Source organism: Pseudobacter ginsenosidimutans, from assembly GCF_007970185.1.
GTDB lineage: Bacteria > Bacteroidota > Bacteroidia > Chitinophagales > Chitinophagaceae > Pseudobacter > Pseudobacter ginsenosidimutans.
On record NZ_CP042431.1, the window covers coordinates 3,293,526 to 3,312,817 of the forward strand.

Annotated in this window: 21 protein-coding genes; 10 read left to right on the top strand and 11 right to left on the bottom strand. The window is 47.8% G+C overall.

What is annotated here, in order from left to right:
• Positions 1–22: 22 nt before the first annotated feature.
• The 4 genes from FSB84_RS13315 to FSB84_RS13330 all read right to left on the bottom strand — a co-directional run bounded on the left by FSB84_RS13315 (position 23) and on the right by FSB84_RS13330 (position 3,940).
• Positions 23–1,237, bottom strand: coding sequence for an IS256 family transposase (locus FSB84_RS13315; protein WP_130544592.1), 1,215 nt, complete (start codon positions 1,235–1,237; stop codon positions 23–25).
• A gap of 77 nt (positions 1,238–1,314) precedes the next feature.
• On the bottom strand, positions 1,315–1,512 hold the full coding sequence (locus FSB84_RS13320; protein WP_130544452.1) for a hypothetical protein: 198 nt from the start codon (positions 1,510–1,512) through the stop codon (positions 1,315–1,317).
• A gap of 78 nt (positions 1,513–1,590) precedes the next feature.
• Entirely contained in the window at positions 1,591–2,313 is a 723-nt protein-coding gene (locus FSB84_RS13325; protein ID WP_130544451.1) for a YebC/PmpR family DNA-binding transcriptional regulator, read from the bottom strand.
• Positions 2,314–2,452: 139 nt separating this feature from the next.
• Positions 2,453–3,940, bottom strand: a complete 1,488-nt coding sequence (locus FSB84_RS13330) for an amino acid permease (RefSeq protein ID WP_130544450.1) — start codon at positions 3,938–3,940, stop codon at positions 2,453–2,455.
• Between the two features lie 206 nt (positions 3,941–4,146).
• Between FSB84_RS13330 and FSB84_RS13335 the strand changes: the two genes are divergently transcribed.
• The 4 genes from FSB84_RS13335 to FSB84_RS13350 are packed head-to-tail and all read left to right on the top strand — an operon-like array spanning position 4,147 to position 8,455.
• Positions 4,147–5,409 (top strand): dicarboxylate/amino acid:cation symporter, encoded by a 1,263-nt coding sequence (locus tag FSB84_RS13335; RefSeq protein WP_130544449.1) that lies wholly within the window; start codon positions 4,147–4,149, stop codon positions 5,407–5,409.
• A gap of 29 nt (positions 5,410–5,438) precedes the next feature.
• The gene (locus FSB84_RS13340; protein WP_130544448.1) at positions 5,439–6,173 is read left to right on the top strand and encodes a DedA family protein; all 735 of its coding nucleotides are present in this window, start codon (positions 5,439–5,441) and stop codon (positions 6,171–6,173) included.
• A gap of 5 nt (positions 6,174–6,178) precedes the next feature.
• A complete protein-coding gene (locus FSB84_RS13345) occupies positions 6,179–7,411 on the top strand; it encodes an MFS transporter (RefSeq protein ID WP_130544447.1) in 1,233 nt (410 codons plus the stop codon).
• Between the two features lie 39 nt (positions 7,412–7,450).
• Complete coding sequence (locus FSB84_RS13350; protein ID WP_130544446.1) at positions 7,451–8,455, top strand: glycosyltransferase family 9 protein; 1,005 nt, start codon at positions 7,451–7,453, stop codon at positions 8,453–8,455.
• Positions 8,456–8,462: 7 nt separating this feature from the next.
• On the opposite strand, the gene FSB84_RS13355 is transcribed toward FSB84_RS13350, so the two are convergent.
• From FSB84_RS13355 to FSB84_RS13375, 5 genes are all read right to left on the bottom strand, one after another.
• Positions 8,463–9,725, bottom strand: coding sequence for an RNA polymerase sigma factor (locus FSB84_RS13355; protein ID WP_130544445.1), 1,263 nt, complete (start codon positions 9,723–9,725; stop codon positions 8,463–8,465).
• 6 nt (positions 9,726–9,731) lie between these two features.
• Positions 9,732–10,151, bottom strand: a complete 420-nt coding sequence (locus FSB84_RS13360; protein ID WP_207234356.1) for a VOC family protein — start codon at positions 10,149–10,151, stop codon at positions 9,732–9,734.
• A gap of 10 nt (positions 10,152–10,161) precedes the next feature.
• The gene (locus FSB84_RS13365; RefSeq protein ID WP_130544444.1) at positions 10,162–10,521 is read right to left on the bottom strand and encodes a YciI family protein; all 360 of its coding nucleotides are present in this window, start codon (positions 10,519–10,521) and stop codon (positions 10,162–10,164) included.
• A 947-nt stretch (positions 10,522–11,468) separates the two neighbouring features.
• A complete protein-coding gene (gene mdh / locus FSB84_RS13370; RefSeq protein ID WP_130544443.1) occupies positions 11,469–12,398 on the bottom strand; it encodes a malate dehydrogenase in 930 nt (309 codons plus the stop codon).
• A gap of 65 nt (positions 12,399–12,463) precedes the next feature.
• Positions 12,464–12,952: a TlpA family protein disulfide reductase gene (locus tag FSB84_RS13375; protein WP_130544442.1), complete on the bottom strand. Its 489-nt coding sequence runs from the start codon at positions 12,950–12,952 to the stop codon at positions 12,464–12,466.
• 101 nt (positions 12,953–13,053) lie between these two features.
• On the opposite strand from FSB84_RS13375, the gene FSB84_RS13380 reads away from it, so the two are divergent.
• The 6 genes from FSB84_RS13380 (at position 13,054) to accC (ending at position 18,081) form a co-directional block, all read left to right on the top strand.
• Positions 13,054–13,410, top strand: a complete 357-nt coding sequence (locus FSB84_RS13380) for a BlaI/MecI/CopY family transcriptional regulator (RefSeq protein WP_130544441.1) — start codon at positions 13,054–13,056, stop codon at positions 13,408–13,410.
• A 17-nt stretch (positions 13,411–13,427) separates the two neighbouring features.
• Complete coding sequence (locus FSB84_RS13385; protein WP_147122165.1) at positions 13,428–14,480, top strand: M56 family metallopeptidase; 1,053 nt, start codon at positions 13,428–13,430, stop codon at positions 14,478–14,480.
• A gap of 212 nt (positions 14,481–14,692) precedes the next feature.
• A complete protein-coding gene (locus FSB84_RS13395) occupies positions 14,693–15,373 on the top strand; it encodes a TonB-dependent receptor plug domain-containing protein (RefSeq protein WP_147122167.1) in 681 nt (226 codons plus the stop codon).
• A 109-nt stretch (positions 15,374–15,482) separates the two neighbouring features.
• Positions 15,483–16,049: an elongation factor P gene (efp, locus tag FSB84_RS13400; RefSeq protein ID WP_130544439.1), complete on the top strand. Its 567-nt coding sequence runs from the start codon at positions 15,483–15,485 to the stop codon at positions 16,047–16,049.
• A 164-nt stretch (positions 16,050–16,213) separates the two neighbouring features.
• Positions 16,214–16,705: an acetyl-CoA carboxylase biotin carboxyl carrier protein gene (gene accB / locus FSB84_RS13405; protein ID WP_130544438.1), complete on the top strand. Its 492-nt coding sequence runs from the start codon at positions 16,214–16,216 to the stop codon at positions 16,703–16,705.
• Positions 16,706–16,743: 38 nt separating this feature from the next.
• A complete protein-coding gene (accC, locus tag FSB84_RS13410; protein WP_130544437.1) occupies positions 16,744–18,081 on the top strand; it encodes an acetyl-CoA carboxylase biotin carboxylase subunit in 1,338 nt (445 codons plus the stop codon).
• 84 nt (positions 18,082–18,165) lie between these two features.
• On the opposite strand, the gene FSB84_RS13415 is transcribed toward accC, so the two are convergent.
• Together FSB84_RS13415 and FSB84_RS13420 are read right to left on the bottom strand one after the other, a co-directional pair.
• Entirely contained in the window at positions 18,166–18,648 is a 483-nt protein-coding gene (locus tag FSB84_RS13415; RefSeq protein WP_130544436.1) for a DinB family protein, read from the bottom strand.
• 151 nt (positions 18,649–18,799) lie between these two features.
• Entirely contained in the window at positions 18,800–19,225 is a 426-nt protein-coding gene (locus tag FSB84_RS13420; protein ID WP_130544435.1) for a hypothetical protein, read from the bottom strand.
• Positions 19,226–19,292 lie beyond the last annotated feature (67 nt).

Here is a 19,292-nt window from a genome sequence, read left to right on the forward strand (position 1 = left end):
GTTACATTAAGTGTGTCACTTTTTAAAGATTGAGTTTTAATCTATCACTAAAGATAATGGATAATTGAGCCAATGTCTGGTTCCAGTTGTGGACAGGCTTATTCCACCTGGCACATATATTTTCCTGCACCAGGAATAAAAGCTTCATTAGGGCGTCTTCCGATTGGAAGGCGCCTTTTGATTTGGTGACAGCTCTTAGTTGACGATGGAAGCCTTCAATGATGTTAGTGGTGTACATGATCCTTCGAACATCTTTGTTATACTGGAAGTAGTTGCTCAGTCTGGGCCAGTTCTTTCTCCAGGATTCGATAACCTTCGGATAACGCTCTCCCCAGTTGGATTCCAGCTGATCAAGGCTGCGTTCCGCCAGTTCTATGGTAGTTGCTTTGTAGACGTTTTGCAAGTCTTTCATAAAAGGCTTGAGGTCTTTGTAAGAGAGATATTTTTGAGAATTGCGGACCTGGTGCACAATACATAACTGGACTTCTGTTTTCGGAAACACACTCTCGATAGCATCGGCAAAGCCAGTCAGGTTATCAATACAGGCAATGAAAATATCTTCCAGACCTCGGTTTTGCAGATCAGTAAGTACCTGCAGCCAGAATTTTGCACCTTCATTTTCTCCGATGTACATACCCAGCAGTTCCTTGTACCCTTCCTGAGTGAGGCCGATAATGCAATAGACAGCACGACTTACCACACGACCTTCATGACGAACCTTGTAATGAATGGCATCCAGCCATACAAACGGATAGACCCGCTCCAATGGACGACTGCGCCACTCCTGGATCAGGGGAAGAATTTTATCAGTAACACGGCTGATGGTTGCTGTGGAGGCTTCCAGGCCATACATATCCATCAGATGGTCCCGAATATCACTATAGCTTGCTCCACGAGCATATAAGGCTATAATCTGGCGGTCCAGATCTACTCCTAACGTCTTATGTCTTTTGGGAATCAGCTCCGGCTCGAAGCTGCCATTGCGATCACGCGGTGGGTTGATGTCTACAGTACCAATCGAAGTCTTTACCTGTTTGCGGCCTTTGCCATTCTTACGATTGTTCTCTGCAGGATCTTCCTCTAAATGAGCTTCCAGTTCCCCATCCAGAGCCCCTTCCAGGAACTCTTTCAGCAATGGGGTGAGTACTCCATCCTTACCTAAAAGGCTTTCGCCGTTCTTCAAACGACTTGTTGCCTGCTTCTTGAAGCTCTCGAAATCAAAGTTTTTCTTTTCCATGTTGCCAGTTTAAAGTTATTAAACTTTTTACTGACACACTTTTTGTAATACTCTCGTCAGGTGTTTTTTGAGTCCGTTTACTTATTCCAAAACCCTTTCCATCCCGGATACGTCACAACCTTATAAGCCAGCAACACAACCCCGGCAATCTTCAATATCACGCCAGCAATAAACCAGTATTCCCCATTGGACCAGTGCACGATCTTCAGCCAGCTGCCAATAAGATCCAGCACAAATCCGATTGCCAGTAAGAACAAAGCATGTTTAGCTTTCATGAAACTGAAATTTTATCATAAGTAGAAAAGCCTCCATCAATATTACATTGACGGAGGCTCTTGATATTCTTTTTTCGCTTATGCGAGATTGTGAAACACTTTCTGTACATCTTCATCCTGCTCCAGTCTGTCTACCAGTTTCAGTACTTCCTGTGCCTGTTCTTCACCTAATTCAACGGTAGTGCCGGGGATCCATTCCAGTTCGGCGCTGATGGGAGTGATGTTCTTTTCTTCGAGTGCTTTCTGCATGTTACCGAAATCGGTGAAGCCTACGCGCAGTACCAGTACTGTTTCGCCGTTCTCTCCGGTTCCTTCTCCCATTTCTTCCAGGCCGAAATCGATCAGCTCCAGCTCCAGGTCTTCCTGGCTAAGGCCTTCGGGGTTCAGTTTGAAAACGCCCATCTTTTTAAACTGGAAGGCTACACTGCCGCTGTTGCCGAGTGCGCCATTCCCTTTGTTGAAATGGGATTTCACGTTGGCAACGGTACGAACGTGATTATCGGTGGCAGTTTCCACCAGGATGGCTACGCCATGAGGGCCGTATCCTTCGTAAAGGATCTCCTCATAGTTATCCATTTCCTTACCGGAGGCGCGTTTGATGGCGGCTTCCACGCGGTCCTTCGGCATGTTCACGCTCTTGGCGTTAGCCATGCAGCGACGGAGGGCCGGGTTGGTATTGGGGTCGGGGCCACCGGCTTTAACGGCGATCACGATCTCTTTTCCGATACGGCTGAATTGTTTAGCCATTTTGTCCCACCGGGCAAACATGGTGGACTTCCGAACTTCAAATATCCTACCCATATTGGTATTGATTACTTATTTCTTGATAAAACAGATTGACCGGGCCTTAGCCTCAGGGCTGCAAATTTAATTGATGTGTACCTTATAAAAAAACGCCCCGGAGGGTTCCGGAGCGTTTTTTATGAAGAAGATGTGGAGATTAAGATTTTCCCAGTTTACTTCTGCTCTTGCTGTAGCCGAAGTAGATCACCAGACCGATGGCCATCCAGGCCAGGGCTGTGAGCTGGGTAACATGATCCAGCGAAATGATCATCGCCGTACAAACCAGGATGCCCATGGTGGATACGAACGGAACGGCAGGCGTTCTGAACGGCCGGGGCACAGTGGGATCTGATTTTCTCATGATCCATACGCCCGCGCTTACCAGCACAAAGGCAAACAGGGTACCGATACTGGTGAGGTCACCAGCAAGGTGGCCCGGTACAAATCCGGCAAATGCTCCCACGAAAATGAAGAGGATCAGGTTAGATTTGTAAGGCGTTCTGAATTTGGGGTGCAGGTCTGCAAACACTTTCGGCAGGAGACCGTCGTTGCTCATGGAGTAGAACACGCGGCTCTGACCGAGCAGCATCACCAGGATCACAGAGCTGAAACCCGCCAGGATGGCGATGGATACAGCGGTTGCGAGCCATTGGTAATTGTGCATATATGTTTCGATAGCGTAAGCAACAGATGCTTCGCGGCCAGACTTCTGGAAGTCGGTGAACGGAGCAACACCTGTGAGTACGTAAGAGAATAAGATGTAGAGAATGGTACAAACCACCAGTGATCCGAGGATACCGATTGGCATGTCCCTCTTTGGATTCTTGGCTTCCTGTGCCGCAGTGGAAACCGCGTCAAAGCCGATGAAGGCGAAGAACACGATGGCTGCACCACGAAGTACGCCCCAGAAGCCGTGGTTGAATTTGGGTGCGTAAGAATATTCAGTACCGTCTGGTAGAATGGCAGACGGCTGATCGGCAGGAATGAAGAACGGCGTATGGTTCTCTGGTTTGATGAACTGCCAGCCGATAGCGATGAACACCAGTACGATGGCTACTTTCACAAACACGATGATGGCATTCACCCAGGCAGACTCTTCAGTACCCTTGATCAACAGAAGAGAAAGAAGGAGCAGGATCAACAGGGCCGGAGCATTCACGATACCGTGATGAACAACACCTGCTGCATCAACCGCTTTTTCCAGCGGCGAGTGGCACCATTCATATGGTATTGCCCCCCCCAGCAAATTATTTAAGTATTCACTCCATGCAATAGATACAGTAGCGGCACCCAATGCGTATTCAAGTACCAGTGCCCATCCGATGATCCAGGCAACCAGTTCGCCCATGGTAGCATAAGCATAGGTGTAAGCGCTACCTGCGATGGGGATCATGGAAGCAAATTCAGCATAACACAAACCGGCAAAAGCGCAACCAATAGCCGCGATGATAAAGGAAAGAGTCACCGCAGGCCCTGCGTGACCACCAGCCGCTGCAGCAGTTCTTACAAACAAACCGGCGCCAATAATGGCGCCAATGCCGAGTGCAACCAGGTTACCGGCACCGAGGGTTCTTTTCAACCCTTTCTCCGATTCGGCAGCCTGTGCCAGCAGAGCAGTTAATGATTTTTTACGGAACAAACTCATAACAGTCGGTTATCTATTTTTTGTAATGATTGAATAGGGTTTATTACAAGATATAAGGCGGAAAGATAAGGATTTATTAATACCCGCAAATTAAAAGATTGACCAATCCGGCTGCCCTGTACGCGAGTGAGAATAAGGGTTTGCAAAAAATGCTTTTTATTGTTTAAGTATTATATTGCAGACCATTATTCACCAGACAAGCTGAAATGAAAAAGAACAGGCTGACGATTTTTATCCTGCTTGCGATGGCGCTTGGCATTGTTGCCGGGTATGCTGTTCACGAGTTCGCATCACCAGAATTCATCACACCTTTCTCCAAGAATATCAACCTGCTCGGTAAGGTTTTCATTCGCCTGGTACAGATGATCATTGCTCCTCTCGTATTCTCCACACTGGTAGTGGGCATCGCCAAACTCGGCGATCTCAAGGCAGTGGGAAGAGTAGGCGGCAAAGCCATTCTCTGGTTCATCTCCGCATCACTCGTGAGCCTTCTGCTCGGACTGGTGCTCGTAAATATCTTCCAGCCTGGTCATTATATCGATCTTTCCCAGGCTGACACTGAGGGTGTGAAAGACCTCATGAAGAACACTTCCGCTTTCTCTCTCGAAAAATTCGTGGAACATATCATCCCGCGCAGCGTGATCGAAGCCATGGCCACCAACGAGATCCTGCAGCTGGTTGTGTTCAGCATCTTCTTCGGTGTAGCACTTACTACCCTTGGCGACTATGCGAAGCCACTGATCAAAGCGCTGGACATCGTTTCACATGTGATCCTGAAAATGGTGGGTTACGTAATGAACTTCGCACCACTCGGTGTGTTTGGCGCACTCACTGCTGTTGTGGCCACCAAAGGATTAAGTATATTCAAATTCTATCTTGTATATTTTGCATTCTTCCTGCTCGGCATTCTCATACTCTGGATCATCCTCCTGGGTGTGGGCACTATGATCCTCGGCCCTAAACGCATAGCAGACCTGCTGAAAAGAATTGGCGGGCCGCTGCTCATCGCGTTCAGCACCACCAGCAGTGAAGCCGTATTTCCCAAGCTCACCGAAGAGCTGGAGCGTTTCGGTTGCAAGAACAAGATCGTATCATTTGTACTGCCCCTCGGTTATTCTTTCAATCTCGATGGCAGTATGATGTATATGACTTTCGCCAGTCTTGCCATTGCGCAGGCTTATAACGTGCACCTCGATCTCTCTACCCAGCTCACCATGCTGCTGGTACTGATGATCACCAGTAAAGGTATTGCCGGTGTGCCGCGTGCATCACTGGTAATTGTACTGGCCACCTGCGCCATGTTCGGTATTCCACCCGAAGGCGTAGCCATTATCCTTCCGATCGACCACTTCTGTGATATGTTCCGCAGTATGACCAACGTGATCGGAAATGCACTCGCCACCAGCGTGGTAAGTAAGTGGGAAGGCGAGCTTGGACCCAGCGAGAGCGGAGCAGCAGCAGAGGCTTAACCCTTGCTTAAACAATACAAGTAACAGCTATGCATTTGATCCTGTTAGATTTTACGTGGTCCCAACTGTTGCAACCGCAATTCTATATCGAGAACGGCGGTCTGTGGTTACTCCTCTTTGTGGTGTTTGCTGAAACCGGTCTCTTTGCCGGCTTCTTCCTGCCAGGGGATTCCCTTCTGTTTGTTGCCGGCATCTATGCGCATGAGCTCAAGCCAGGGGAGCCCGGCATCACACACCAGTTCCTCAAACTCTTCGGCATGGAACAGGTGAGGAACGAATATGTAGATCTCATTGTGCTATGGCTACTCATATCCATCTGCGGTATCCTCGGAAATATGGTCGGGTACTGGACAGGTAAAAAGGTTGGTCCGGCCATGTACCACTGGAAGGACCGCTTCTTCTTCAAGAAGAAATTCCTCCATGATGCGCACGACTTCTATGAGAAACATGGCGGCGGCGCCATTGTGGTGGCCCGTTTCCTCCCCATCATCCGCACATTTGCGCCCATCATAGCAGGCATTGTGCAAATGGACAAAAAGAAATTCAACTACTACAATATCGTTGGCTGCCTGGCCTGGGTATTCAGTATGTTGTTTGCCGGACACTTCCTGCAGAAATGGATCCTGGACTGGTTCCAGTTCGATCTGAAAGAACACCTGGAAGTGATCGTGATCGGTATCGTTCTGGTTACTACTGCTCCCGTTGTATATAAATTGTTTTTCAGTAAAAGGAAACCAAACGAACCACCACAAACACCTGCTTAAGCTCTATGCAACCCAAATCCAATTCTATTTTCAATGTAACAGTGATTGTTGCCGCCCTCGGCTATTTTGTAGATATCTATGACCTGTTACTGTTCAGTATCATCCGCGTGGAAAGCCTCACCTCTTTGGGATTAACTCCCGAGCAACTCACCACTGACGGCGAAAGCATCATCAGCTGGCAAATGGGAGGGCTGCTTATCGGCGGGATCCTCTGGGGGATGCTCGGCGATAAAAAAGGAAGGCTCAGCGTATTGTTTGGATCTATCATATTGTATTCACTGGCCAATATAGCGAACGGACTTGTTACTACCGTAGACCAATATGCGATGGTTCGTTTCATAGCCGGCGTTGGCCTGGCAGGTGAGCTTGGGGCCGGCATCACCCTGGTTTCTGAAATGACTCCCAAAGAAAAAAGAGGCATTGCCACTTCCATGGTGGCAGGTATCGGTTTGACCGGAGCCGTGGTCGCTTTTATTGTAAAAGAGAATTTTCACTGGCGGACCTGTTACTTCATCGGCGGCGGTCTCGGACTGGCATTGCTGCTTCTTCGTATCTCCGTATTTGAATCAGGCATGTTCAATGAAGTAAAGAAGATGAATGTGAAACGGGGCAGTTTCTTCATGCTCTTCACCAATGGCGATCGCCTCAAAAGATATATCCTCGCCATCCTGATCGGGTTACCCACCTGGTTCGTGATCGGCGTACTGGTTACCTTCTCCAAAGAATTTGCAGAACATTTCGGTATAAAAGAAAAAGTGGACTCCGGCAAAGCGATCATGTTCGCCTATGCAGCCATCTCTGCCGGTGATATCATCATCGGGTTTGTGAGCCAATGGTTCCGCAGCCGAAAAAAGGCATTGTTCCTTTTTTATGGCATCACGATCTTCTTTATGGTGCTCTACTTTACCGTTCTCTGGAACAGTACTGCATCCGCCATGTACTGGGTATGCGCCGGACTGGGCTTTGGCACCGGATTCTGGGCCATCTTCGTAACCATGGGAGCGGAGCAGTTCGGTACCAACCTGCGCGCTACTGCTGCCACCACTATTCCAAATATGGTGCGCGGTCTGCTTGCCATTGCTATCATCCCGCTCTTCAAATGGCTGCGTGGAATTGAAGGCCTGGGATATGTGCAGGGCGGCATGTATGCAGCCATCATCCTGATGGCAGTAACTTTGATTGCAGCGGCCATGACCAAAGAGACTTTCGGGAAAGACCTGAATTTTGTGGAAGAGTGATAAGGCGCCGGTAAAGGCTCCTGTCTTAATTTTGAATCAATGAAGTTTCTGATCGTTCGATTTTCTTCTATCGGTGATATTGTTTTGACCACCCCTGTGGTGCGCTGCCTGAAAAAACAGGCAGTCACTGCTGAAGTGCATTACCTGACCAAGAAGACATTCCTGCCTGTACTGGCAGCCAATCCTTATATCGATAAGATCCACACGCTGGAGAATGACCTCGATGCAGTGATCAATAAATTGCAGGACGAGGATTTCGATTACGTGATAGACCTGCATCATAACCTGCGTACGCTGCGCGTGAAACGGGGGCTCGACAAGCAATCCTTTTCTTTTGATAAGCTCAATATCAAAAAATGGTTGCTTACCAGTTTCAAGATCAACCGCATGCCCGATGTACATATCGTGGACCGTTATCTCGATACGCTGAAATCTTTCAATATCAAAAATGACGGACAGGGCCTGGATTACTTTATTCCTGAAAAGGACCAGGTGAAGGAAGAGGATATTCCTGCTTCGCACCATGCAGGATACATTGGCGTAGTGATCGGCGCTGCGCTGAACACGAAAAAATATCCGTTGCACAAACTGAAAGAGTTGTGCTCCATCATCGACCACCCGATTATGTTACTGGGAGGGAAAGAAGACAGAGAAGAGGGCGATGCCATTGCTGCGCCCGATCCCGTGAAGATCTACAATGCCTGCGGCAAATTCAATATCAATGAATCGGCCGACCTGGTGCGCAGGGCAAAGCTGATCATCTCCAATGATACAGGCCTGATGCATATTGCGTCGGCCTTCCGCAAACCTGTGATCTCTATCTGGGGTAATACCGTTCCCGAGTTCGGCATGTATCCTTATTATCCGAAAGCAGCCCCCGGCGCGCCTTCCATGTTCGATATCATGGAAGTGAAGGGATTGGGCTGCCGCCCCTGTTCCAAGATCGGGTATGATAAATGCCCAAAGAAGCATTTCAAATGCATGGAGCTGACTTCTCCGGAATCTGTGTATGAGAAAGTGAAAGAAAGATTGGGGAGAAAATGACCCCGGTTCAATTACATTTTTCTATTTTCTGCGCGATGAGTTTTTTCTCTGCAATACTTTGTGTCATCTCCCATGCCTGCGTGAGGTATTGATTCGCGTATGCTTTTTCTCCTGCACGCAGATAAATATCTCCCAGCACTGCACTGTAGATATATTGCGATGCCAGTAAACCTTCAATGTTCTTTATGTTCCAGATATCTTCCAGGCTCTGACCGTACAATTCAAGCTGCGCCTTTACTACAGCCCTGTTAAGCAATACGATGGGAGAAGGTTTCTGTGCAGCCAGCAGATCATATAGTTTCAACATGCGCACCCAGTTGGTGGTTTCGAAACTGGCGGCGAGCGCATGTTCCGCTGCAATTGCAGATTCGATATGGTACACGGTGAGTTGCAATCCCTGTGCAGAGTGATTGAGGAATTGATAAGCTTTACCGATCAGGTCCTGGTCCCAGCGGCTGCGGTCCTGGTGCTGCAACAAAATGATGGTGTCTCCATTCTCCATCCTGCTATCGAACCTGGATGCCTGGAAACACATAAGCGATAACAAAGCGAATACAACCGGTTTCTTACCGGCTGCATGTTCTGTGAGCAGGAAGCATAACCTGATCGCTTCCACGCAAAGGTCTTTCCGGATCAGCTCATCCGATTTCTGGGAATTGTATCCTTCATTGAAAAGCAGGTAGATCACCAGTAATACAATATCCAGTCTTGCTTCCAAAGCCGCACCTGAGGGGATCTCCAGCGGAATGTTGTTTTCCTCCAGTGTTTTTCGCGCGCGGTATAATCTTTTCTGTACCGCGGCTTCCTGCATCAGCAGGGCTTTGGCAATTTCAGTAACACTGAAACCGCTCACTATTTTGAGCGTCATGGCTACCTGGTCTTCTTCGTTGAGAGCAGGATGGCAGCAGGCGAAGATCATGCGTAGCTGACTGTCGGCAATTTCATGATCGAGGAACAGTTGCTCAATCTGTTGTTCGGTTATCTGTTCCAGATGTCCGGCCAGTTCGCGGGAAATATGACGGAAATTATGATTGCGCCTTACGATATCCAGCGCTTTATTGCGGGCAACGGTCATGAGCCATCCGGCTGGATTTTCCGGAACGCCTTTGAAGCTCCATGTCTGCACTGCTTTTACAAAAGCATCCTGCACCACATCTTCCACAACGCAGAGGTTTTCTGTACCGAAGATGCGGGTGAGTACGGCAGTCATTCTGCCCGCTTCATGGCGGAACAGGTGATCTACCAGTTGATGGGGAGATGATGCAGACATGAATGATCAGTTCTCAGAGTGAAGGCCCACTTTGTTTCCTTCTGTATCTTCAAAATGGGCGAAGTATCCGAAATTGGCTCCCACAGCGGTTTTGGGAAGCAGTATCCTTCCGCCTGCCGCTTCCACCCTTGCCAGAATAATGGAGAGATCAGGATTGCCATTCAAATAAATAAGTGTGCCGGTATTATCGGGAATGCATCCGTAACCATGCGTGATACATCCTGCAGGTTTGCCATTTTGAAAAGGGAAAAAGCCCATCTTGTATGCGCCTGCATCTTCAGTATCCATCCTGATGTTCAGGATCTGCTCATAGAATTGTTTTGCCCGCTGAAAATCGGACACCGGTAATTCAAACCAGTTCAGCATTTTTCCTGTCATACCATAGGAGTTTACTGATCGGCGTATCGGAGCTGTTTCCCTTTCCATGGCAATTGTTTTAATCATTATACTGGCCGGTGAGGTCCACGCATTCCCGTACTTCCACTGTTCCGTTCAACTCAAAATCAGGGAAACCTTTGGCTGCTTCAACGGCCTGTTTGAAATCTTTTGCTTTCACAATCAGGTAGCCGCCTACCAGTTCCTTGCTTTCAGCGAAGGGGCCATCGGTCACTACCTTGTTCACACCTGTCAACCGCTTGCTGTCGGGCAGCAGGGGACGGCCTTCCACATACAGTCCTTTTGCCTTTAGATCATCCATCCAGCTGAACCATTTCATCATCTGCGACTGCGCTTCTTCCGCACTCATATTCAATTCGTCGTAAGTGGGGCCTGTGAAAATGAACATAAACTCTTTCATAATCAGTTTTTTTAAATTGAAACAATGCTTGCTTTCAGGCTAATGACGAAATGGATTTCCAGCAGAGGACAAAATTTCAATATTTTTTTATCTCCACACACCAATAGGCAGATATTTATGATGAATGCCGCTTTTTGACGGATGAGCAGCGCGGCTCGGGTTATAAAAATTCAGTCTGGGAAACAAACCGGCGCGGGAGGATTTTTGATGGGCTGTGGTTGGAGAGATGGGGCAGTAGTGCATGGAGGAACTTCTTCGCTTATGTTTCCAGGGCCTGAATTTTCATAACACTCGCCGCATGGACCGCGGACGCATCAGTGCGGATGGAAGGAGGCAATGGGTGTTTGAGATCGCATCATTGCTGATAGATCAATTCAAGGTTCGACTGAGCGAGAATCAATACAGGTGAAATAAGCCAGATGCAAGAACGGCTACAGATACTCAGTATTAAGCAAAACGCTTCAGGGTGGAACGCGATGAGGTTAAGGGAAGGAAATGATATGATATGTTGTTACTAAATGCCGCCAGGTCGCATTGCTGGAAGCATTGTGTGAGTTTTGATACGCCGGATGAAATGAGCAAAATGAATTGAGAAGAATGCCTGCAATGAATAAGATCCAGGTTAGATCTCGCTGGTGTATAACGGTGAAGTGTACCTGTGTTAAATATTATGTTCTGATTAATTCAGCGTATCGATAAACAGTGCCTCATTGGTGCTGCACTATCGGGGAAGTGAGCAATGGGGGCTTGATGCGGGCCTTCAAAACAAAAGCGATAAAGCCCGGCCCAGTACTACTCCTCAATCAAACCTAGCAATAGCCCAATAAATATCCTCCCGCGCCGGTTTGTTTTACAGCCCGCATCAAGCCCCCCATTGCGATAAACTGCAAAAAAAGAACGCGTACCATCATGAATGATACGCGCTCCACAAAAAATATAATAACAGATTAGAGTGTTTTCAACACATCGTTCATGCTTCTTACGGCATCAGCACTCTTGTTGAATAAAGCCTGCTCTTCCGCGTTCAGTTTGAAGTCAACGATCTTCTCCCAACCATTGCGGCCGATTGTAACAGGCACACCCAGGCAGATATCTTTCTGACCGTATTCGCCCTCCAGCGATACGCAGCAGGTGAAGAGTTTCTTCTCATCGCGCACGATGCTTTCCACCAGTGCAGCTCCGGCAGCGCCAGGTGCATACCATGCAGAAGTACCGATCAGTTTGGTGAGGGTGGCACCACCAACCATTGTGTCGGCAACGATTTGTTTTTGTTGTTCTTCGCTGAGGAAGTTGGTAACAGGAACGCTGTTCCAGGTAGCGAAGCGGATCAGAGGGATCATGGTAGTGTCGCCATGACCGCCAACCACTACTGCATTCAGATCAGAAGGGCTGCAGTTGAGGTGCTGGCTCAGTTGATATTTGAAGCGTGAGCTGTCCAGTGTGCCACCCATTCCGATGATACGGTTCTTTGGGAGGCCTGTTGCAGTCAGCGCCAGGTAAGTCATGGTGTCCATCGGGTTGCTGATCACGATGATGATGGCATTGGGAGAATGTTTCAGGATATTCTCGCATACATTCTTTACAATACCGGCATTGGTACCGATCAGTTCTTCGCGGGTCATACCTGGTTTGCGGGGAAGACCTGAAGTGATCACCACCACATCAGAGCCGGCAGTCTTTGAATAATCGTTGGTGCTGCCAGTGATCCTGGTGTCGAAGCCCAGGAGGGTGGCGGTTTGCATCATGTCCTGTGCTTTTCCTTCTGCCAGTCCTTCTTTGATATCCAGCAATACCAGTTCTGTGGCCAGTTCCTTACGGGCGATATTATCGGCACAGGTTGCACCTACGGCGCCGGCGCCTACAACAGTTACTTTCATCTGAAAACAATTTTTTATAATGTGATTCAATGTTTGCGAGGGCAAAGGTAGGGAAGTTGGGGTAGTTATTTAAAGGCTTGTACCAGCTTTGCCACTTTCACGTTCCCTTCAAATGTGGTAAGCAGATCGCCTTTCTTATTATACAGCGCCAGGTAAGGCAGGCTGCGGATATTATAAAAAGGCGGCAGCAGGTATTTGCTGTCTCTTCCAATAGTGATATTGGGATACTTGCTTAATTGGTATTTATTGTAGAACTCATCTATTTCTTCGAAGGGCTGGTAAGTGGCCAGCACAATCTGTGTCCCGTTGAATTTACTCATGTCTTTGATCAGGTCTTCCATCTGGTGTTGACAATGATCGCAGCTCGGACTGAAATACATAATGATCAGTGGTTGTTTCTTCACTTTGTCTTTTGTGAAGATGCTGCTGTCTTTCATTAGTAACTGCAGCGGCGGAACGGAAGGAAAACGTTTGTAGGGCGGTTCATTGGGTGTTTGCGCCATGACCATGGTGGTGATGAACGCGGTGCAGAGGAGAAGGACCCATTGTTTCATAAGAGTGACATATTTAATTGATTAGACCAATTCCCAAAATTAACCGGAAAAAACTTTGGTAGTCTACGAATATTTCGTAGGTTTACGAAAACTTCGTAGAGATGGAAAAATTAACGCCCCAGGAAGAGGAAGCCATGAAGGCTGTCTGGAGAGCCGGCAGCGGCAGCGTAAAGCAGTTGCTGGATCACCTGGAAGAGCCGAAGCCTCCTTATACTACACTGGCCTCCACGGTTAAGAACCTGGAGAAGAAAGGTTATGTGGAGAGCAGGCTGGCAGGTAATACTTATTTATACTTTCCTGCTATCAGCGGGGAGGAGTATAAAAAGAAATTCATGAATAGTGTGGTGAAGAATTATTTCGATAACTCTTATAAGGAGTTGGTGAATTTCTTCGTGGACCAGAAGCAACTGAGCCCGGAGGAGTTGAAAGATATTCTGAAACTGATCGAAGGTAAGTAACCTGATAAATCATTCCAATGGATTTCATTCTTAAACTTAGTATAGGCCTGGCCGTTACCTGGTTCTTTTACTGGCTCTTATTGCGCAGGCTCACTTTCTATCGCTGGAACCGGCTCTTTCTGCTGGTATATCCTGCGATGGCATATTTAGTTCCTTTCATCGATATTACCGGTCTGCTTCACCAGGGGGATGATAAAGCCTGGCTCAGGGCTATCCCCGTACTTGAGCAATACTCATTCCGTTTTGAATTGCAGGAAAGATCCATCTGGTCTGATCCTGCTTTCATTGGAGGGCTGGTGCTGGCTGCAGGTAGTATCATTATGGCCGCGCGATTTTGCTGGCAATATTGGAGTCTCAGAAAAGCCGTGTCCGGAGCGGTTTTGCTGGCAGACGACGAAGCCAGGCTCTATCATGTGGATAAGCGTATCCTTCCGTTCTCTTTTGGCCGTTCCATCTATCTCAACAAGCACCTGCATACTGAAGCTGAGTTGCGGGAGATCCTGCGGCATGAATTCATTCATGTGAAGCAGCGTCACAGTCTAGATATGATGTGGGGGGAACTGCTGTGCATCATCAACTGGTATAATCCTTTCGCATGGCTTCTTCGCAATGCCATCAGGCAGAACCTGGAATTCATAGCCGATCACCAGGTACTGGCCAATGGGATCGACAGGAAGCAATACCAGTACATGCTGCTGAAAGTAACGGGGATGTCGTCCTTTTCCGTTGCGAATAACTTCAATCTATCATCCCTCAAAAAAAGAATTGTCATGATGAATAAGAAAACGAGTGCAAGCGTGCACCTGCTGCGCTTCGTGCTGATCGTTCCCGTGCTGGCCGTATTACTGCTGGCGTTCAGGAGCGTTACACGTTTGGACCTGCCTTCGCCTTCCGGCCTCATTGCTGAAAAGATCTTTGCCGATACTGCTGTTGAGAGGGATTCATTTATCGCGCTTGCCGATGGTGATACCCTTCGCTTTCAGGCAGTAAAGCCCATTCACGATACAGTACCCAAAAGAAAACAGACAATATCGAACGCATCGATATTCACAAAAAGAATAACCTGGTAACTGTTCGCCTGAAGGATGGCACGGTAGAGAAATTTGATCTGAGCGATCCCAAACAGAAAGAGGCATTCGAAAAGAAATATGGAAAGATCTCAACGCCTCCACCACCACCTCCTCCTCCCGCTGATTCATGGAAATCAGTACCAACACCGCCTGCGCCACCAGCTCCGCCTGCTCCACCCAGGCCTCCTGCAAATGAAAATGAGAAAGGGGTAATGATAGAGGAACGTGTTGTAACTGTTGAAGGAACAGGGGAGAAGACAACCAAACCACTTTTCGTGGTGAAACCTGTAGCTGAAGAGAGAGAGATGGTTAAGGTCACTGCTGTTGGTGTGAGGGCAACTTCAAAAGCGGGTGTTGCCGAAAGGAGCAGAAAAAATCCCAATGATGAAGTGGTAGTGGTCGGATATGGTGTGAAGAAAGATGATAAGTCAACTGTCACGCTGAAGGATGAATCCACCTTCAGAATAAAGTCTGATACTGACAATGACCCGCTGATCGTTGTTGATGGAAAGATCATTCCGAAGGGTGGACTGGGCAGCATCCCGCCTGAAACCATTGCCCAGGTGAATATATTGAAAGGCAGTACTGCAACCGATAAATATGGTGACAGAGCAAAGGATGGCGTGATAGTGGTCACTACAAAAGCAGCAGCCGGAATAGTTGTTGAACAAAAGAAGAAAAATTTCTTCGATGATGATCTCTGTTTACTGAATGCCATTATTATTATCGATGACAAAGAGATGGGCTGTGAGAATGCAAACGCTTTTGTGAAAAGCAACAGGAGCAATATCATGTCCGTGGATATCATCAAAGGTGCGGACCGAGTTAAAGAGGCTACCGGGAAAACTGCTACAAATGCCATTGTGATAAAAACGAAAAAGACCACTGATTAGCCATGAAAAACAGCGGAAGGAAATGCTTCCGCTCTTCTTTGCCGGGTAAGCTTTTTGCTGTAGTTTTGCCTCCTTTCAGAGACGCATCATTCAAAACTTACTTAGTATTATGGCAACTACATCAGATATCAGCCGCGGTATGATCATCAAACTGGATGGCAGCCTTTACACCGTGGTGGAATTCGGTGAAAACAAAACCGCCCGCGCAGCCGCGAAGGTTTGGGCTAAACTAAAAGGTGTTGACAATAGCCGCAGCATCGAAAAAACCTGGAACTCAGGTGATAACATCCATCCTGTTCGGGTTGAAAGGAAAGATTACCAGTACCTCTATAAAGATGATACAGGTTATAATTTCATGGACAACGAGACTTTCGAACAGATCGCTGTTGCTGAAAGCCTGGTAGACGCTCCCCAGTTCCTGAAGGAATCACAGGAGGTTTCTATCCTGTTCAATACAGAAACCGAGCAGCCCATGAGCGTGGAACTGCCAGACAAGATCGTTCTGAAAGTAACTTACTCAGAGCCAGGTGTTAAAGGAGATACTGCCACTCGTACCCTGAAACCTGCCACGGTTGAAACCGGTGCTACCGTGAACGTTCCTCTCTTCGTGAATGAAGGTGAACTGATCCGGGTGAATACCAAAACCGGAGAATACGTGGAACGCGTAAAGGAATAACTCCTAAATAACAGATTTACAGAGGCCGCCTCGCTTTCAGAGGTGGCTTTTTGTTATAACGGGCCTGCCGCTATTTTATAGGCGAATTGGGTATTATTAGTTCACAATGCCTTATCTTAGCCGCCTGTTTTTCCGAAATAACCGTCAAAAAAAATTATTTTCAGATGGATTTTAAACAAATTCAGGAGTTGATCAAGATGATCAACAAATCCAACATCGGCGAAGTAAGCATCGAGGAGAAAGGATTCAAGCTGACCATCAAGCAGAAAGAAGAACCAGCCCAGAACGTAATTGCTGCCCCTGTGCATGCTGCCATGCCTGCCTATGCTCCACCTGCAGTAGCTGCACCCCAGCCTGCCGCCGCATCAAACCCAGCAGCTCCTGCAACCAAAGCTGCAGAACCCGCCGCAGACAACCTCATTACTATCAAGAGCCCGATGATAGGAACTTTCTACCGCAGCCCGGCCCCCGGCAAACCTGTATTTGTAGAAGTAGGCTCAGAAATTGCTCCCGGTAAAGTAGTCTGCATTATCGAGGCAATGAAACTCTTCAATGAAATTGAAAGCGAAGTATCCGGTAAAATCGTGAAAATCCTGGTGGACGACGCTTCACCGGTTGAATACGATCAGCCGCTGTTCCTCGTTGAACCTGCCTGATAAGGTTTTTTCGCTTGTCAAATTTTCAAAAAGAATGCATGTTTAAAAAGATATTAATCGCTAATCGTGGAGAGATAGCCCTGCGGGTGATCCGTACCTGTCGTGAGATGGGTATCAAAACCGTAGCTGTTTATTCCACCGCAGACAAAGACAGCCTGCACGTTAAGTTTGCAGATGAAGCTGTTTGTATCGGCCGCCCTGCCGGTGCCGACAGTTATCTGAACATCGCACATATCATGGCCGCAGCCGAGATCACCAATGCGGATGGCATCCACCCGGGATATGGATTCCTGGCCGAGAATGCCCGCTTTGCGGAGATCTGCGGTGAACATAATATCAAATTCATCGGACCCACTCCTGATCAGATCCGCTCCATGGGAGATAAGATCACTGCCAAAGAAACCATGATCCGCGCAGGCGTACCCGTGGTTCCCGGTGGTGAAGGTCTGCTCGAAAGCCTCGAAGAAGCCAAGGCCATGGCGAAAGACATTGGCTATCCCATCATCCTCAAAGCTACTGCCGGTGGCGGTGGTAAAGGTATGAGGGTGGTATTCAAAGAAGAAGATCTGGAACATAACTACAATACTGCCAAAGTGGAAGCCGGCGCTGCTTTCAAGAATGACGGCATCTACATGGAGAAATTCGTGGAAGAGCCCCGTCACATCGAGATCCAGATCGCAGGCGACCGCTACGGAAAAGTTTGTCATCTCAGTGAGCGGGACTGCTCCATTCAGCGCCGTCACCAGAAACTGGTGGAAGAGTCTCCATCTCCTTTCATGACTGAAGAACTGCGTCAGCGCATGGGCGATGCGGCTATCAAAGCTGCTTCCGCAATCGGTTATGAGAGTGTGGGCACTATCGAGTTCCTGGTTGACAAGCATCGCAATTTCTACTTCATGGAAATGAACACACGTATCCAGGTAGAGCATTGCGTTACAGAAGAAGTGACCAACTTCGATCTCATCAAGGAACAGATCAAGATCGCTATGGGCGAGCCTATCAGCGGAAAGAACTACGAGCCCCAGATGCATGCCATCGAGTGCCGTATCAATGCCGAAGATCCCTATAACGATTTCCGTCCGAGCCCCGGCCGCATCACTACGCTGCATCAGCCCGGCGGTCACGGTATCCGCATCGATTCGCATGTGTACGCCGGTTATGTGATCCCTCCTTATTATGATTCTATGATCGCAAAGATCATTGCGGTTGCACGTACACGTGAGGAAGCCATCAACACCATGAGCCGCGCCCTCAGTGAATATGTGATCGAAGGAGTGAAAACAACCATTCCTTTCCATCAGCAACTGATGAGGAATGAAGATTTCCGCGCAGGAAACTTCAATACCAAATTCCTCGAAGGTTTCAAGATGGTATAAGTCAGGTTTACAAAGTTTATCTCAATAGAAACGAGGTTGCCACTTGCGGGACAACCTCGTTCTCTTTTATACTGTGTATAGTTGTTATCTCATCCAGAATGCCGGTGGCTCAATGCCCAGCGCTCGCAGGTACACATATCCCTGGCCGCGGTGATGCACTTCATTATCGATAAAATACAAAAGTGTACCATATAACGGTCCCTCATACTCGCCGAAGGCCAGATCATTGTCCTGGAAGCGATAGGGTGGGATCTTGTTCCAGATCTCTTCGATGGTTTCGGTGGTATCGTCCCATGCCTTGAGCAGTTCATCTTTTGTTTTGTAGGTCTGTTCCCTCCATTCCAGTTTTTCCCAGATGCCGGTAGCAAGCCCTTTTACGCCGGGGCCGCTCATCTTGATCATCTCTTCTGCCATCAGTGCGAAGGAACGCATGCCTCCAATGCTGAACTCGAACAATTCTTTTTCAGGAAATGCTGCAATTACACGCCGGGTGAGACGTCTATGTCCCTGCCATTGATCCAATACCTGACGGGCTGTAATTACCTGGGCGGTTGCTGTGCGTACCATATGATTATTTTTAAGAGTTTAAATTGATTTGCTGATACAAAGATGGGATGGGGTAGTGACAGCCTTATGTCAGTATGAATATACAAAAATAAAAAAAGCGCCGGAGGGCGCTTTTATAAGTGGTCCACGTTCAAGTGGCTATGGTTTCAGACTATTTGGATTCTTTTTCTTTCGCTTTTTCGCCTTTTACTTTATCCTTCCTGTCTTTCCAATGTTTTTTGTCGCCTTTCCTGTGCTCTTTTGCTTTTTCTCCCCACTGTTTCATTTTCTCTCTTTGCTCGGGAGTGAGGATGGCATCGGTCTTTTCTTTCCTTTCTTTCATGATAGCGGCTCCCCTGGTGCCGCGTTCTTCCTGGCTAAGGCTTTTATCGTCACGCAATGCCTGCATTTTTGCTTTGGTGTCTGCATTGATGGCTTTCATCTTTTCACTTTGTTCCTGGGAGAGGTTCAGTTCTTCCTTCATTTTGGCTCTGGCCTCAGACTTATGATGAGAACGGATAGTGTCTCTTTTTTCCTGGGCAGATGCAGCAAATTGAACACCAATCACTGCAAGGGCCAATACGATGATTTTTTTCATCTGTTTATTTTTTATTGTTTTTAATGGTCAGATGGAATGCCTGAAATGTTCATTCAAAGGGATGCTA